This is a genomic window from Cupriavidus sp. MP-37, assembly GCF_020618415.1.
Taxonomy (GTDB): domain Bacteria; phylum Pseudomonadota; class Gammaproteobacteria; order Burkholderiales; family Burkholderiaceae; genus Cupriavidus.
The window spans coordinates 1,728,493-1,744,810 of record NZ_CP085345.1 but is presented as its reverse complement, the minus strand read 5'-3'; the positions used below and the strand labels follow the sequence as shown (position 1 = coordinate 1,744,810).

Sequence of the window (16,318 nt, the reverse complement as noted above, 5' to 3'; positions counted from 1 at the left end):
AACCACACTCTCAGTGTGGCGGAGTTACCTCAATCAAGTTACCTCGGCTTTGCGCCGTTATGGGGCTGACGCATGCGCCCGTCCGGCTTCTGTCCCCCCGCAGCACGCCGGCACGCGCCACCCGACGTGGCGCAGGCATGCGCATCACCGATGACAAGCGCAAAGCGCAAGGAAGGAGGAGTCGAAGCCATGCTGCACAACCTGAGCCTGAAGAAAAAACTGCTGTTGCCGCTGGTGCTGAGCTGGGTCTGCCTGCTCGGCATCACGCTGTGGGACGCGTGGCACATCCGCACGCTGCGCATGGAGGAGCGCCGGCTCGACCTGGCCCACGTCACCGACGCCGCCGTTTCCGTGGTGGCCGACTACGAGGCCCTGGCCAAGGCCGGCAAGCTGCCCGTCGAGGAGGCGAAGCAGCAGGCGATCGAGCGCGTGCGCGCAATGCGCTTTGGCGCCGACGGCTATTTCACGCTGATGCGTTCCGACACCGTGGTGCTGATGCACCCGTTCAAGCCGGAAATGAACGGCAAGGCGATGGAGGGCATGAAGGATCCCAACGGCGTCTACCTGTTCCGCGACATCGCCGCGATCGGCAAGGGCCCCGGCAAGGGCTTCGTCGAATACCTGTGGCCCAAGCCGGGCGCGCAGGCGCCGCAGCCCAAGCTCAGCTACGTGGCCAACTTCCGCCCGTGGGACTGGAACTTCATCGCCGGGCTGTACCTGGATGACATCGAGGCGGCGTTCCGCGCCGAGCTGTGGCAGGCGCTGGGCCTGCTGCTGGCGGTGGGCACGCTGATGTCGCTGGTGATGGTGCGGGTCGCGGCCAGCCTGCAGCGCCAGCTCGGCGGCGAGCCGGCCACCACCGCGCAGATTGCCGGGCGCATCGCCGAAGGCGACCTCGCCGGCCAGGTCGAAGTGCGCGCCGGCGACGAGCACAGCGTGCTCTACGCGATGCACCGCATGCAGTCGCGCCTGACCGGCGCGATCGGCAGCATCCGCGGCTCGGCCGATTCGATTGCCGGGGCGGCCAAGCAGATCGCCGCGGGCAATGCCGACCTGTCGCGCCGCAGCGAGGAGCAGGCCGCGTCGCTGCAGGAAACCGCCGCCAGCATGGAGCAGCTCACCAGCACCGTGCGCCAGAGCGCCGAGAACGCGCGCCAGGCCAGCCGCCTGGCCGAGGGCGCGTCGGACATCGCCGTGCGCGGCGGCACCATCGTCAGCCAGGTGGTGGACACCATGGGCGAGATCAAGAGCGCCTCGGGCAAGGTGGTCGACATCATCGGCGTGATCGAGGGCATTGCCTTCCAGACCAATATCCTGGCGCTCAACGCGGCGGTCGAGGCGGCCCGTGCCGGCGACCAGGGCCGCGGCTTCGCGGTGGTGGCCGGCGAGGTGCGCACGCTGGCGCAGCGCAGCGCCACCGCGGCCAAGGAGATCAAGGCGCTAATCGGCAACTCGGCGCAGCGCGTCGAAGACGGCGCGGTGCTGGTCGAGAACGCAGGCCGCGCGATGGGCGAGATCGTCGACGCGGTCAAGCGCGTGACCGACCTGATGGGCGAAATGCGCGCCGCCACCGAGGAGCAGACCGGCGGCATCGAGCAGGTCAACCAGGCGGTGTCGCAGATGGACCAGATGGCGCAGCAGAACGCCGCGCTGGTGGAACAGGCCGCCGCCGCAGCCGCATCGCTGGAAGACCAGGCCGAAGCGCTGCACCGCGCCGTGGGCCAGTTCCGCCTGGCGGCCTGAGCGGCGCCACCCGCGCGATCGCCGCGCGCGCCCTACGCCTGCCGCGCCTGCGTGTATGATGAAGCGAAGCCGGCCGCACAGGCGGCCGGCCCAGTGCATCAGACCGTTACCGCAGACCACTGACAGGAGCGCACCATGATGGCATTCATTGGCACCGTGTTCGTTGGCCTTATCGTCGGCCTGATCGCCAGGGCGGTAAAGCCCGGCGACGACAAGCTGGGCTGGATCATGACCATCATCCTGGGCATCCTGGGCTCGGTGGTCGCCGGCTATGTCGGCCGCGCGCTGGGCTGGTACCAGCCGGGCGAACCCGCGGGCTGGGTCGCCTCGGTGGTCGGTGCGATCGTGCTGCTGGTGATCTACGGCATGGTGCGCCGCAAGGCCTGACTGGCTCGGCGCACGCCGGCCGCGTCGCTGTTGTCGGCCAGGCCCGGCACCTGGGGCGCGGACGGCGGCGGTATCACCGCCACCTCTTGCCGCGCCGGCGCCTGCAGCGCCGCCTCCAGCCCGTCAGCCAGCACCGGGCCGGGCACACCGTCGGCGGGCGCCGCCATGGTCGGCGCGCGCGGCGGGCGCAGCCCCGGGGCCGCGTCGCGGCAGCGCAGCAGCGCGCGGTCGCCGCCCGGCGCCATCGCCGAGACCTGCGGCGCGATCGCGCGCAGCACCCGCACCGCCAGCGCGCTGGTAAAGCTGTAGCGCGCCGCGTACGGTTCGCGCACATTGACCACCACGGTGCCGAAGAAGCGGTCGCCCAGCGTGAAGACGAAGGTGGCCGAGCGGTTCACCGAGCGCGACGAGATCAGCCGCCCGCCCGGCCCATAGACCTGGAAGCGCTGGTCGCCGGTGCCGGTCTTGCCGGCCACGGTCAGCGTGGCGCCATCGCGCCCCGGCACCGTGAACGCGCCGCGGATCGACTTGGCGGTACCGCGCTCCACCACATCCAGCATCGAACGGCGCGCCAGCTCGGCCACTTCGGCCGGCAGCACGCGCTTGCCCGGGCCGGGCTGCAATACGTAGCGGGTCGCGTACGGGGTGCCGTCGGCGAACGCCAGGCTGCGCACCGCCGCGTTCTGCGTGACCACGCCGCCCGACAGCAGGATGCCGGCCAGTTCGGCCAGCGCGGCGGGGCGGTCGCCGGCGGCACCGATGGCGCTGGCATACGACGGTGTCAGCGAGTCGAACGGATAGCCCAGCCGCTGCCAGCGCCGCGCGATGCGCTTGAAGGCATCCTGCTCCAGCAGCGTGCGGATGCGGTTGTCCTGCCCGGCCTTGCTGCGCGTCTTGAACAGCCACTTGTACACTTCCTGGCGCTCGGCGGTGCTGGCGCGCAGGATCTCGGCCAGGGTCGCGTCGGGGTGCTGGTGCAGGTATTCCACCATCCACAGTTCCAGCGGATGCACCCGCGACAGGTAGCCGCGGTCGTTCAGGTTGAACTTGTCCTTGCCGTACTTGCGGTACAGCGCGGGCAGGTCTTCCTTGGCCAGCTGCTTGTCGCCCAGGCGCGCGCGCATGATGCGGATATAGCTGTCCTCGTCCAGCGTGGGCCGCGCGCTCAGCAGCGTTACCGACATGCGCACCGCGTTCAGGTGCGGCGTGGTCATGCGCACCCGCCCCAGCAGCGTGGCCAGTCGCTCTTCGGAAGTCTTGCCGCGGTAGCGCTGGTAGAAGTTGGTCATGTAGGCGCTGCCTTCCTGGTCGGCAAAGCGCTCCAGGTAGGCGCGCCGGCCCGGCGCGTCGCGGTCTTCGAACAGGTCGCCGATATCCGGGCTGGCGTGGAAGGTCTCGTAGCGCACGATGTCGCGCATCATGCGGATGAACACCAGGTTGACCGAGTGCTGGAACGCGGTGCGCACGGTCAGGTTGCGCAGCCCCGACTCGCGCTCGAAGTTGGTGAAGCTCTGCAGGCCGCCGCCGGTGTAGAAGGCTTCGCCGGCACCGCCGGCGTACTTGCGCTCCATCGCCGCCTCGAGCATCGGCATCAGCTCGCGCTCGGCGGGCTTGCGCGCCTTGGCCAGGTAGTCGACCGCCCAGCGGCTGAGCGCGTCCTGGCGCGCCAGCGGCACGGCGGCCAGTTCGGCGCTGCTCATGCCGGCGTAGCGCGCGTGCAGTTCGCTGATGATCTCCAGGTAGGTCACCAGCGTGCGCAGCTTGGCGGTGGAGCCCAGGTTCAGGCGCGCGCCGCTGTTGATGTCGAACGGCTGGTCGATATTGTCGGCCTGGATCCGCACCACGCTGGCATTGCCGACGCGCTCGTACAGCGTGAAGCTGGCCATCAGCCGGGACGGATCGTCGTGGTCGCGCAGCAGGTTGTGCCCATACAGCCCCATGGCGCGCGCGTCGGCCTTGTTGTTCACGCGCTGCAGCGTGTCGACCACGATGCGCTGGGCCTCGCGGTTGATGGTGCTGTCCACGGTCAGGTCCAGCCGGTCCATGTCGTAGCGGCTTTCGACCCCGGTCAGCCGGCTGATGTCGGCGCGCACGCGGTTGACGGCCTTGCGTGTGACAAAGGGCTCCTGCGGCGGGCGCTGCGGCGCTGACGCCTTGTCCAGCGGCTGCGCCAGCGCGGCGTCGCGCAGCTCGGCGGTGATGATGCCGTTGGCCGCCATCAGGCGCAGGTAGCTGCCGGTCAGCGCATCCAGGTTGGTGTCGTCGCGGCGCAGGTGGTACGACGGGCGGCGCTGCGAGATGATCAGCGACAGCGCCCGCTTGAAGGCCTGCGCCTGGCGCGGATCCGGCGCGCGCTGGTCCATCTCCTTGAGCAGGCGGTTGACCTCGCCGAAATCCTCGCCGTACCAGACCCACAGCGCGTCGCCGATGCCGTTGATCTCGCCGAAGCCGGCGCGCGCCGACAGCGGCACCGTATTCAGGTAGTCGACCACGATGCGCTCGCGCGCGCGCTGGGTGTCCGGGCCGTCCAGGTAGGCGCGCAGCGATGCCGACGCCATCTGCCGGAATTTTTCCGGGATCGAGGTGGTGCGGCCTTCGGGCGAATGGCGGTATTTCTCGATCTGCGTTGCCAGCGTGCTGCCGCCGGGCGCGTCGTGCGACTTGTCGGCCAGCCGGATCATCTGGTCCAGCACCGCGCGCGACAGCCGGCGCCAGTCCAGCGCCGGGTTCATGTTGGGGTATTCCGGATTGAGCAGGCCCTGGTTCTCGACGTACAGCAGCGCGCTCACCAGCACCGGCGGCACCGCGCCGAAATCGGCGTACTGGCGCTGCGGATAGCGCTCGAACGCCAGCGTCAGGCCGTTGCAGTCGCGCAGCAGCAGGCCGGCCTGGTTCTTTTCGCGATAGGGCGTGAACAGGCCTTCGTCGATCAGCCGCACCATGTCGGGCGACATGCGCGCCTGTTCGGCGGGCACGTAGCCGCGCTGCTCCAGCCGCTGCGCGAACAGCGGCAGCCTGCCGTAGCCCATGCGGGCGTCATAGGGTCCGGAATGCGGGAAGCGGATGCTGTCGCTGGCACCCGGCTGGATCTCGAACGTCAGCCGCTGGCCCAGGCTGCCGATCAGCCGCGCCTGCCAGTGCGAGTTGCGCACCTCGCTTGCAACAACGCTATACACGACATAGGCGCCGCCTGTGAGGGCGACCGCCAAGCCAGCGAAAATCCAGCCACGACGCGACACGTTTGGGCTTCCTTGATGGGCCGGCGCAGCGCGCAATCTCTTCATGCGCCGGCTCGAAGCGCGATGTTTTCGCGGTGCGCGCCGCACGCGCGCCCGCCTGTCTTGATATTAGTAGGAGTCGCGCCCGGGCGCAGCAAGCACGCGCGCGCGACGCGTGCCGTTGCAAGCGGGCGTCACTTCAGGCAGCGCCTGCGCCACTTGCGGCGAGTCCGAAAGGTGGCGCCGGATTATCGGCCAGCCGCCGCGCGACCGACGGGGCGGCCGATCAGCGGGTAGCCCGGATCGTTGTAGCCCGGCGTCGAGGCATGGCCGGGCGACACCAGCGCATCGATCATCGCCTCTTCCTCGGGCGTGATCGTGGCCCCGAGCGCGCCGAAGTAATCCTCGAACTGGGCCAGCGTGCGCGGGCCCGCGATCACCGACGAGACGATCGGGTTGGCCAGCACCCAGGCCGTGGCGAACTGGCCCGGGGTCAGCCCGCGCGCCTCGGCATGGGTCTTGAGCTGCTGCGCGATGACCAGCGATTCCTCGCGGAATTCGGTCTCCATCATGCGGCGGTCGGCGCGGCCCGCGCGCGTGCCCTCGGCCGGCGCCTGGCCGGGCGCGTACTTGCCGGTCAGCACGCCGCGCGCCACCGGGCTGTAGGGCACCACGCCCAGGCCGTAGTGCTCGCACGCGGGCAGGATCTCCACCTCCGGCAGCCGGTTCAGCAGGTTGTAGTACGGCTGGCACGCCACCGGACGCGGCACGCCCAGCTCGGCGCACAGCCGCGCGATCTCGGCGATGCGCCAGCCGCGGAAGTTCGACACCGCCCAGTAGCGGATCTTGCCGCTGCGCACCAGGTCGCCCATCGCGCGCACCGGCTCTTCCAGGTTGGCGCCGGGGTAGTCGCGGTGCAGGTAGAGGATGTCGATGTAGTCGGTCGCCAGCCGCTGCAGGCTGTCCTCGACCGCGCGCGCGATCCACACGCGCGAGTAGTGCCCGTGGTTGGGCGCCGCCTGCATGGCGTTGCCGAGCTTGGTGGCCAGCACCCAGTCGTGGCGGCCGGCGGCGAGCAGGCGCCCGACCATCTGCTCGGACGCGCCCTTGCTGTACACGTCGGCGGTATCGATGAAATTCACGCCGTGGTCGCGCGCGCTGGCGACGATGCGGCCGGCCTCGGCCTCGTCGGTCTGGTCGGCGAACATCATGGTGCCCAGGCACAGCGCCGAGACGCGCAGGTTGCTGGCGCCGAGGCGGCGGTACGGCATGGAGAAGTCTGGCATGGCGGTTCCTTGGGATGGGACAGCCCACATTGTGCCGCCAGCCGGCCGGGCCTGCCGGCGCGGCGTCAGGCGCGCGGCTCGCGCGAGGCGGGACCAGCGCCGCGGCGCTTGCGGTATTCCTCGCGCCCGACGTAGGCCGCGGCGGCCGCCACCATCAGCGCCAGCCCGTACCAGGTCAGCGCATAGCCGAGGTGGTTGTTGGTAAAGGCCGTCACCGTCAGCCCGCCCACGGGCCAGGCCTTGGGGTCCGCCCCGGCCGGCGGCGGCACCGCCGCGGCATCGATGAAATACGGCGCGACCGGGCCCGGACCCAGGCCGCGGTGCGCGGCGATCGCCGCGACGTCGCGCGAGAACCACTGCTCGCGCGCCGCGTCATTGTGGCGCAGCAGGCCGGTGCCCGGCTCGCTCATGCGCAGCAGGCCGACCACTTCGCTGCTGCCGCCGCCGGCCGGGACCACGCGCGCGCGAAAGGGCTCGGCGACGAAGCCGCGGTTGACCAGCACGGTGCTGCCGTCGGCCAGCCGCAGCGGCGTCATCACCCAGTAGCCGCCGCCCTGCTCGGTCACGGCCTGCACCAGGGTCTGGCGGTCGTCGAGGAAGGTGCCGCTGGCGCGGACGCGCCGGTACTCGGCATTGGCCTTGGTCAGCGCCGCCCACTGCGCGGGCGCGGGCGCCGCCACCGGCGGCGCATGGACGCGCTCGGCCACCTGGGCGATCAGGCCGAGCTTCCAGGCACGGCGCTCGACCTGCCAGTTGCCCAGCGCCACCAGGCCGGCGATGGCCGCCGCGGCGAACAGGGCCAGTGCGGTCAGCCAGACTGTCGACAGCGGGCGCGGGGATTCGGGGGCGCCCTGGTTGGCGTGGGCGGTGCGCAATTTTTCGACCGGCGCGCGGTCGTCGGTGGAACCGGTCAAGGCAAGGTCTTGGTGGTATGCATGCCCGGCATCATATTGGAATTCAGGTGGAACATCACCCACAGCGTACCGGTCAGCGTGATCACCACCAGCACCAGCGTGAAGATCAGCGCCAGCATGTTCCAGCCGCCCTCGGACCTGGCGTTCAGGTGCAGGAAGTAGATCATGTGCACCACGATCTGCACCGCGCCCAGCGCCAGCAGCACCATCGCGGTGGTGCTGGACTGCGCGAACACCTTGCCCATCACCAGCCAGAACGGGATCGCGGTCAGGATCACCGACAGCACGAAGCCGGTCACGTAGCCGCCCAGCGAGATATGGATCTCGCTGTCGCCGTGGCCATGGTCGCCGGCGTGTCCATGTCCATGGGCCGGCAGCGTGTCGTCATGCGCGCTCATGGCAGCACTCCCATCAGGTAGACAAAGGTAAAGACGCCGATCCAGACCACGTCCAGGAAGTGCCAGAACATCGACAGGCACATCAGGCGGCGCTTGTTCTCCGGGATCAGCCCGTGGCGGCGCAGCTGGGCCACCAGCGTGACCAGCCACACGATGCCGAAGGTCACATGCAGTCCGTGGGTGCCGACCAGCGCGAAGAACGAAGTCAAAAAGCCGCTGCGCTGCGGGCCGGCGCCCTCGCCGACCAGATGCGCGAACTCGTAGATCTCGACGGCGAGGAAGGCGGCCCCCAGCAGGCCGGTCACGGCGAGCCAGCCCTGCGTCGGCCCCAGCCGGCCGCGCTGCGTCTCCAGCATGGCGAAGCCATAGGTGATCGACGACAGCAGCAGGAACGACGTATTCAGCGCCACCAGCGGCAGGTCGAACAGCTCGGCGCCGGAAGGCCCGCCCGCGTAGTTGCGGCCCAGCACGCCGTAGGCGGCGAACAGGCACGCAAAGATCAGGCAGTCGCTCATCAGGTAGAGCCAGAAACCGAGCAGCGTGCCGTTGGGCACGTGGTATTCCTCGGTCAGGTAGAAGCGCAGCTCGGCCGGCTGCGCGGGCGCGCGCGGCGGCAGGGACTCGTGCGTGCGCGCGCCCTCGGCAGTAAAGGGGACGTAGGTATCAGCCATGGCTGGCCAGCAGCGCGCTGCGCTCTGCCTCCGTGCGGTGGACCGTGTCGGCCGGGATGTAGAAATCGCGCTGGTAGTTGAAGGTATGGCCGATCGCCGTGACCAGCGTGGCGGCGAAGGCCAGCGCCGCCAGCCACCAGATATGCCAGATCAGCGCGAAGCCGCACAGCGTGCTCAGGCCGGCCAGGATGATGCCGGCGCCGGTGTTCCTGGGCATGTGGATCGGGATGAAGCCGTGCGCTGGGCGCTGGTAGCCATGCTGCTTCATCTGCCACCAGGCGTCGGTGTCATGCACCAGCGGCGTGAAGGCAAAGTTGTACGGCGGCGGCGGCGACGCGGTCGACCACTCCAGCGTGCGGCCGTCCCAGGGATCGCCGGTGACGTCGCGCAGCGAGTCGCGGCGCAGGTAGCTCACCACCAGCTGCACCAGGAAGCAGCCGATGCCGAGCGCGATCAGCAGCGCGCCCACCCCCGCCAGCTGGAACCAGATCTGCAGCGAGGCGTCCTCGAAATGGCTGACGCGCCGGGTCACTCCCATCAGCCCGAGCACGTAGAGCGGCATGAACGCCACGTAGAAGCCGACCAGCCAGAACCAGAACGAGCATTTGCCCCAGAACGGGTCCAGCTGGTAGCCGAAGGCCTTGGGGAACCAGTAGGTAATGCCGGCCATCAGCCCGAACAGCACCCCGCCGATGATCACGTTATGGAAATGCGCGACCAGGAACAGGCTGTTGTGCAGCGAGAAATCCGCCGGCGGCACCGCCAGCAGCACGCCGGTCATGCCGCCGATCACGAACGTCACCATGAAGCCCACGGTCCACAGCATCGGCACCTCGAAGCGGATGCGCCCGTGGTACATGGTGAAGAGCCAGTTGAACAGCTTGGCGCCGGTGGGGATCGAGATGATCATGGTGGTGATGCCGAAGAACGAGTTCACGCTGGCGCCCGAGCCCATCGTGAAGAAGTGATGCAGCCACACCAGGTACGACAGCACCGTGATCACCACCGTGGCATACACCATCGAGGCGTAGCCGAACAGGCGCTTGCGGCAGAAGGTCGCCACCACCTCGGAGAACACGCCGAACACCGGCAGGATCAGGATGTAGACCTCGGGGTGGCCCCAGATCCAGATCAGGTTCACGTACATCATGGCGCTGCCGCCAAGGTCGCTGGTGAAGAAGTTCATGCCCAGGTAGCGGTCGACCGCCAGCATCGCCAGCGCCGCGGTCAGCACCGGGAACGCGGCGATGATCAGCACATTGGTGCACAGCGCGGTCCAGGTGAAGATCGGCATGCGCATCAGCGTCATGCCGGGCGCGCGCATCTTGACGATGGTCACCAGCAGGTTGATGCCGGACAGCAGCGTGCCCACCCCCGCCACCTGCAACGACCACAGGTAGTAGTCCACGCCCACGTCCGGGCTCTGCAGGATGCCGGACAGCGGCGGATAGGCCAGCCATCCCGTGCGCGCGAATTCGCCGACGAACAACGACATCATCACCAGCACCGCGCCGCCCACCGTCATCCAGAAGCTGAAGTTGTTCAGGAACGGAAAGGCCACGTCGCGCGCGCCGATCTGCAGCGGCACGACAAAGTTCATCAGGCCGGTGACCAGCGGCATGGCGACGAAGAAGATCATGATCACGCCGTGCGCGGTGAAGATCTGGTCATAGTGGTGCGGCGGCAGGTAGCCCAGGTTGTCGCCAAAGGCAATGGCCTGCTGGATCCGCATCATGATGGCATCGGCAAAGCCGCGCAGCAGCATGATGATGCCGAGGATCATGTACATGATGCCGATGCGCTTGTGGTCGATGCTGGTGAACCACTCGCGCCACAGGTAGCCCCACTTGCCGTAGTACGTGACCGCGCCGGCCAGCGCCAGCCCGCCGAGCGCCACCACCGCGAAGGTGGCGATCAGGATGGGTTCATGCAGCGGGATGGCCTCCCAGCTCAGGCGGCCGAAGAGTTGCGTGGCGAGTTCGGATCGCTCCGGCATGTGGTTCTCCAGGACAACAACGGCGTTCTAGGTCACGGTCTTTCGCAAGGCCGTGCGCGTACGCGGGCACGCTACCGCAGCAGCTTGCCGGCACCGGCGGCGCCAACCTCGAACGGAGGCTCGCCCAGCGAGTTGCTGGCGGTGCAGACGGCGGCGCCCAGGCCCGCGGCGCGTTGCGCATCGCGGGCCATCAGGTCTTTCTGGCAGACCTGCCCGGCCTGCACGCAACGGTTCACGATGGCATCGAACAGGCTGGCGTCGACGCTGCCGTAGCGCCGCACCGGCTCGCGCTCGCTGGGCTGCGCCAGCTGCGTGTAGGTGGCCCGGCTCAGCGGCGCGCCGCCGGCCCGCACCGCCTGCACCCAGCGGCCGAAGTCATCGTCGCTCATGCCATGGAAGCGGAAGCGCATGTGCGAAAAACCCGCACCGCTGTAGTTGGCCGAGAAGCCCTCGTACACGCCCGGCCGGTTGACCACCGCATGCAGGCGCGTTTCCATGCCCGGCATGGCATAGACCTGGCCGGCCAGCGCGGGGATGAAGAACGAATTCATCATGGTGGTGGAGGTGATCTTGAAGCGGATCGGCCGGTCGACCGGCGCGGCCAGCTCGTTGACGGTGGCGATGCCCTGCTCCGGGTAGACGAACAACCACTTCCAGTCCAGCGCTACCACCTCCACGGTCAGCGGCTGCGTGCCCGGCGGTAGCGGGCGGCTGTCGTCGAGCCGGGTCAGCGGCTGGTAGGGATCGAGCTTGTGGGTGCTGACCCAGGTGATGGCCCCGAGCGCGATGATGATCAGCAGCGGCGCCGACCAGATCAGCAGCTCCAGCACCGTGGAATGGTCCCAGTCGGGGTTGTAGTGCGCGTCCTTGTTGGCGGCGCGGTAGCGCCACGCGAACACCAGCGTCAGCACGATCACCGGCACGATGATCAGCAGCATCAGGCCGGTGGAAATGATGATCAGGTCACGTTGCCGGACCGCGAGATCGCCGGCCGGCGACAGCAGCACGGCGTTGCAGCCTCCCAGAAACAGCAGGACTGGCAGCAGCAACCAGCGGATCGGGCGGTGCATGGACATAGTCTGACCGGAAGATTGCATAGCTTTCGGGCCCGCGCCATTTGTACGCCGCGGCGCAAGTGACTTAGACTGGTCTGAGCAACTATGGCAGTGTAGGCGCTCAAGTGCCATTCTTCATGGTGCAATTTGCAGCGCCCTCGCTCACAGACAGGGGAGGTATGCCGATGACCACCGCGACCCACCAGCACCGGGCGTCTCCTACAGCACCTCCCGCACCCGGCGCCGCGCATGTCGCGCCCGCGGAAATCGCCACCGGCGTGGTGATCGGCCGCGCCTCCGAGTACTTCGATTTCTTCGTCTACGGCATCGCCTCGGTGCTGGTGTTCCCGGCGGTCTACTTTCCGTTCGCCGACCGGCTCGACGCGCTGCTCTACGCCTTCGCCATCTTCGCGCTGGCCTTTATCGGCCGGCCCTTCGGCACCGCGCTGTTCATGCGCATCCAGCGCCGCTGGGGCCGGGGCGTCAAGCTGACCGTGTCGCTGTTCCTGCTGGGCACCGCCACCGTCGGCATCGCCTTCCTGCCCGGCTATGCCTCGCTCGGCCCGGCCGCCATCGTCCTGCTGGCGGTGTTTCGCACGCTGCAGGGCGTGGCCTTCGGCGGCTCGTGGGACGGGCTGCCTTCGCTGCTGGCACTGAACGCGCCCGCGCAGCGGCGCGGCTGGTACGCGATGCTGGGGCAGCTGGGGGCGCCCACCGGCTTTATCGTCGCCGGTGCGCTGTTCCTGTTCCTCAACCTCAGCCTCGAGCCGCACGAGTTCCTGGCGTGGGGCTGGCGCTATCCGTTCTATGTCGCCTTCGCCATCAACGTGGTGGCGCTGTTCGCGCGCCTGCGCCTGGTGGTGACGCACGAATACACGCAGCTGCTGGACGAGGACGAGCTCGAGCCCATCAGCACCACCGAGATCGTCAGGAAGCAGGGCTACAACCTGCTGCTGGGCGCGTTCGCCGCGCTGGCCAGCTTTGCGCTGTTCCACCTGGTGACGGTGTTTCCGCTGTCGTGGGTCGCGCTCAACGGCTCGCAGCCGGTCACCGACGTGCTGGCGGTGCAGATCGCCGGCGCCTTCCTCGGCATCCTCGGCACCATTGCCTCGGGCATGATCGCCGACCGCATCGGGCGGCGCACCACGCTGGCGCTGATGGCGATCCTGATCGGCATCTTCAGCCTGTTCGCCCCCTGGCTGATGGGCGGCGGCCCGGTGGCGCAGGACCTCTTCATCCTGGTCGGCTTCGGCCTGCTGGGCTTGTCCTACGGGCAGGCCGCGGGCGCCGTGACCTCGAACTTCGAGCGGCGCTTCCGCTACACCGGCGCGGCGCTGACCACCGACATGGCCTGGCTGTTCGGCGCCGGCTTCGCGCCGCTGGTGGCGCTGGGGCTGTCGGCGGAATTCGGACTGGTGGCGGTGAGCGGCTACCTGCTTTCGGGCGTCGCCTGCACGCTGCTGGCGCTGCGGATCAACCGGGCGCTGGGGACGCATGTCTGAGGGGGCGCGCCGCGCCCGCGCAGTTGTCGCCGTGGGTCGCGAAAGCCGCCGGGGCCGGTTTTGCCGGCGCCCGGCAGCGTTCTGAGTACAATTGACGCCCGCCAAAATCCCGTCGTTCCGGATGTGATTCCGGAACCGAAGCTTATGAAAACGGAAACCACGGACGTCGTCATCATCGGCGCAGGGCCTGCGGGCTCGGTCGCCGCCGGCTTGCTGCGCAAGCACGGGATTCCGGTGCTGGTGATCGAGAAAGAAATCTTCCCGCGCTTCTCCATCGGCGAAAGCCTGCTGCCGCAGAGCATGGCTTATATCGAGGAAGCGGGCATGCTGCGCGCGGTGGTGGAAGCCGGCTTCCAGTACAAGAACGGCGCCGCGTTTGCGCGCGGCACGCAGCGCACCGCCTTCGACTTCCGCCAGAAGTACTCGCCCGGCTGGGGCACCACCTACCAGGTGCAGCGCGCGCAGTTCGACCACGTGCTGATTCGCGAGGCCGAGCGCCAGGGCGCCGAGGTGCGTTTCTCGCATGTGGTGGAGAACGTCGATGTCAGCGGCGCGCAGCCCGAAGTCACGGTGCGCGCGCCGGACGGCAGCCGGTACACGGTGCGCGCGAAATTCCTGCTCGATGCCTCCGGCTTCGGCCGCATCCTGCCGCGCCTGCTGCAGCTGGAAACGCCGTCGGGGTTTCCGGTGCGCAGCGCGATCTTCACGCACGTGCAGGACCGCATCCCGACCGGCGCGTTCGACCGCAACAAGATCCTGATCAGCGTGCATCCGCAACACCAGGACGTCTGGTACTGGACCATCCCGTTTTCCGACGGGCGCTGCTCGCAGGGCGTGGTGGCCGAGAAGGCGTTCCTGGACCGCTACGCCGGCACCGAGACCGAACGCCTGCAGGCGCTGGTGGCCGAAGAGCCGGGCCTGGCAGCGCTGCTGGCCGACGCGCAATGGGACACTCCGGCACGCCAGATCGCGGGCTACTCGGCCAACGTAAAGTCGCTGTGGGGCAACGGCTACGCGCTGCTCGGCAATGCCGGCGAGTTCCTTGACCCGGTGTTCTCGTCCGGCGTGACCATCGCCTTCAAGTCGGCCAGCCTGGCGGCGCAGTGCCTGGTGCGCCAACTGCGCGGCGAGACGGTGGACTGGGAGCACGACTTCGCACGGCCGCTCAAGGCCGGCGTCGATTGTTTCCGCGTCTTTGTCGAAGCCTGGTATGAAGGCCGCTTCCAGAAGCTGATCTTCCATCCCAACGCCACCTCGGAAATCCGCGACATGATCTCGGCGATCCTGGCCGGCTACGCGTGGGACCGCGACAACCCCTTCGTCACCGAGCCGCGCCGGCGGCTGGCGGTGCTCGAAGAATTCTGCAGGGTCTGATGCGCCGCGCCACCTCGTACGCGCGCGGGTATCGCGCCAACTTCACCGCATGCCAGCCTGCCGTGGCTCAGGCGGTTCTGCAAGGACAACAGCCATGACTCATCCGACCGTGCTGGTCACGGGTTCGTCGCGCGGCATTGGCCGCGCCATTGCCCTGCGGCTGGCCCGCGACGGCTATGACGTGGTGGTGCACTGCCGCGCGCGCCGCGACGAGGCGGATTCGGTCGCCGACGCGGTGCGCGCGTGCGGGCGCAAGTCGCGCGTGCTGTGCTTCGACGTGGCCCGCCGCGAAGACGCCGCCAGCGCGCTGCTGACCGACATTGCCGCGCATGGCTGCTACTACGGCGTGGTCTGCAACGCCGGCCTGGCGCGCGACGCCGCCTTCCCGGCCATGACGGGCAACGAATGGGACGAGGTGGTGCACACCAACCTCGATGCCTTCTACAACGTGCTCAACCCGGTGGTGATGCCGATGGTGCAGCGCCGCCAGCCGGGCCGCATCGTCACGTTGTCGTCGGTGTCGGGGCTGGTGGGCAACCGCGGCCAGGCCAACTACAGCGCGGCCAAGGCCGGCATCATCGGCGCCACCAAGGCGCTGGCGATCGAACTGGCCAAGCGCGCGATCACCGTCAACTGCGTCGCGCCGGGCCTGATCGACACCGACATGGTCGAGCCGCACGTGCGCGACGAAGCGCTGCGCCTGATCCCGGCGCGCCGCATGGGCACGCCCGACGAAGTCGCCGCCACCGTGGCCTTCCTGCTGTCGCCGGACGCTGGCTATATCACGCGCCAGGTGATCTCGGTCAACGGCGGGATGTTCGGCTGACGCGCGATCAGGCCGCCGTGAAGCCTGGCAGCGCCGCGATCTCGCTGGCCAGGAACTCCATCAGCACCCGCACCCTCACCGGCTGGTAGCGCCGCGACGGACAGACCAGGAAGGCTTCCTGCGCCGGGCCCTGCCAGCGCGGCAGCACCCGCTTCAGCGCGCCGCTGTCGAGCAGGTCCTGCACCAGCCACGCCGGCGTCATGCCAAAGCCGGCGCCGGCAAGGAAGCTCTCGCGCATCGCCAGCGAGTTGTTGACGCGGTAGCGGCACGGCGCGCTCACCAGCGCCTGCCCGCCCGGACCTTCCAGCATGATGTCGTCGCCGCTGGCGAGCCACGTGAAGCGCAGGATCTGGTGGCGCGCCAGGTCCGCCGGCTGCCGGATCTTCGGGTGCCGCGCCAGGTAGTCCGGCGCCGCCACCAGCACGCGCTGCGACACCGCGATGCGGCGCGCCACCACATGCGGCGGCAGCGTGGCGCCGAGGCGCACCGCGACGTCGACCCCGGCTTCGACCAGGTCGACGAAACGGTCGTCGAACAGCAATTCCACCTCGACTTCCGGATAGCGCTGCTGGAACGCCAGCACCAGCGCGTTGAGCCTCAGCACGCCGAAGCTGGCTGGCGCGCTCACGCGCACGCGGCCCGAAGGCTGGCCCGTTACGCCGCGCGCATCGCTGACAGCCTCGCCGTATTCGTCCAGCACGCGCCGCGCACGTTCGTAGAAGCGCCGCCCGGCCTCGGTCGGCGACAGGCTGGTGGTGCTGCGCGCCAGCAGGCGCACGCCCAGGTCGCGCTCCAGCGCGGCCACGATCTTGCTGATGGTCGGCTGCGTCGACTGCTGCTCGCGCGCCACCGCCGACAGGCTGCCCAGCTCGACCGCGCGCACGAAGACCTGCATTGCCCGGATCGTGTCCATGCCGCTCCTGTTTTCCTCCATTCCGGATTGGAATG

13 protein-coding genes are annotated in these 16,318 nt (G+C 69.0%); 5 read left to right on the top strand and 8 right to left on the bottom strand.

Annotation, left to right across the window (positions count from 1 at the left end; translation table 11 throughout):
• The first annotated feature begins 189 nt into the window (after positions 1 to 189).
• Together LIN44_RS24230 and LIN44_RS24225 are read left to right on the top strand one after the other, a co-directional pair.
• Positions 190 to 1,743, top strand: coding sequence for a methyl-accepting chemotaxis protein (locus LIN44_RS24230; protein ID WP_227314798.1), 1,554 nt, complete (start codon positions 190 to 192; stop codon positions 1,741 to 1,743).
• Positions 1,744 to 1,878: 135 nt separating this feature from the next.
• The gene (locus LIN44_RS24225; protein ID WP_227314797.1) at positions 1,879 to 2,130 is read left to right on the top strand and encodes a GlsB/YeaQ/YmgE family stress response membrane protein; all 252 of its coding nucleotides are present in this window, start codon (positions 1,879 to 1,881) and stop codon (positions 2,128 to 2,130) included.
• Here the strand turns inward: LIN44_RS24225 and LIN44_RS24220 are convergent.
• The 7 genes from LIN44_RS24220 to cyoA form a co-directional block, all read right to left on the bottom strand.
• Positions 2,103 to 5,369: a transglycosylase domain-containing protein gene (locus LIN44_RS24220; protein WP_227314796.1), complete on the bottom strand. Its 3,267-nt coding sequence runs from the start codon at positions 5,367 to 5,369 to the stop codon at positions 2,103 to 2,105. The genes LIN44_RS24225 and LIN44_RS24220 overlap by 28 nt on opposite strands.
• A 227-nt stretch (positions 5,370 to 5,596) precedes the next feature.
• Positions 5,597 to 6,634, bottom strand: a complete 1,038-nt coding sequence (locus LIN44_RS24215) for an aldo/keto reductase (RefSeq protein WP_227314795.1) — start codon at positions 6,632 to 6,634, stop codon at positions 5,597 to 5,599.
• A 65-nt stretch (positions 6,635 to 6,699) separates the two neighbouring features.
• Positions 6,700 to 7,548, bottom strand: a complete 849-nt coding sequence (locus LIN44_RS24210) for an SURF1 family protein (protein WP_227314794.1) — start codon at positions 7,546 to 7,548, stop codon at positions 6,700 to 6,702.
• Positions 7,545 to 7,946 carry a cytochrome o ubiquinol oxidase subunit IV gene (gene cyoD / locus LIN44_RS24205; RefSeq protein WP_227314793.1) on the bottom strand — a complete coding sequence of 134 codons (402 nt, stop codon included), beginning with the start codon at positions 7,944 to 7,946 and terminating at the stop codon, positions 7,545 to 7,547. Before cyoD ends, LIN44_RS24210 begins: the two co-directional genes overlap by 4 nt.
• Entirely contained in the window at positions 7,943 to 8,617 is a 675-nt protein-coding gene (cyoC, locus tag LIN44_RS24200; RefSeq protein WP_227314792.1) for a cytochrome o ubiquinol oxidase subunit III, read from the bottom strand. The genes cyoD and cyoC overlap by 4 nt, the downstream gene beginning before the upstream one ends.
• Positions 8,610 to 10,613 (bottom strand): cytochrome o ubiquinol oxidase subunit I, encoded by a 2,004-nt coding sequence (gene cyoB, locus LIN44_RS24195; protein WP_227314791.1) that lies wholly within the window; start codon positions 10,611 to 10,613, stop codon positions 8,610 to 8,612. Before cyoB ends, cyoC begins: the two co-directional genes overlap by 8 nt.
• Positions 10,614 to 10,684: 71 nt before the next feature.
• Positions 10,685 to 11,689: a ubiquinol oxidase subunit II gene (cyoA, locus tag LIN44_RS24190; RefSeq protein ID WP_227314790.1), complete on the bottom strand. Its 1,005-nt coding sequence runs from the start codon at positions 11,687 to 11,689 to the stop codon at positions 10,685 to 10,687.
• A 164-nt stretch (positions 11,690 to 11,853) separates the two neighbouring features.
• Here cyoA and LIN44_RS24185 point away from each other — a divergent pair, with 164 nt between their 5' ends.
• From LIN44_RS24185 to fabG, 3 genes are all read left to right on the top strand, one after another.
• Positions 11,854 to 13,170 (top strand): MFS transporter, encoded by a 1,317-nt coding sequence (locus LIN44_RS24185; RefSeq protein WP_227314789.1) that lies wholly within the window; start codon positions 11,854 to 11,856, stop codon positions 13,168 to 13,170.
• 144 nt (positions 13,171 to 13,314) lie between these two features.
• Positions 13,315 to 14,544, top strand: coding sequence for an NAD(P)/FAD-dependent oxidoreductase (locus LIN44_RS24180; RefSeq protein ID WP_227314788.1), 1,230 nt, complete (start codon positions 13,315 to 13,317; stop codon positions 14,542 to 14,544).
• Between the two features lie 94 nt (positions 14,545 to 14,638).
• Positions 14,639 to 15,370: a 3-oxoacyl-ACP reductase FabG gene (gene fabG / locus LIN44_RS24175; protein ID WP_227314787.1), complete on the top strand. Its 732-nt coding sequence runs from the start codon at positions 14,639 to 14,641 to the stop codon at positions 15,368 to 15,370.
• Between the two features lie 7 nt (positions 15,371 to 15,377).
• Here fabG and LIN44_RS24170 read toward each other — a convergent pair whose 3' ends face one another.
• Positions 15,378 to 16,283 (bottom strand): LysR family transcriptional regulator, encoded by a 906-nt coding sequence (locus LIN44_RS24170; RefSeq protein ID WP_227314786.1) that lies wholly within the window; start codon positions 16,281 to 16,283, stop codon positions 15,378 to 15,380.
• Between the last annotated feature and the right edge of the window lie 35 nt (positions 16,284 to 16,318).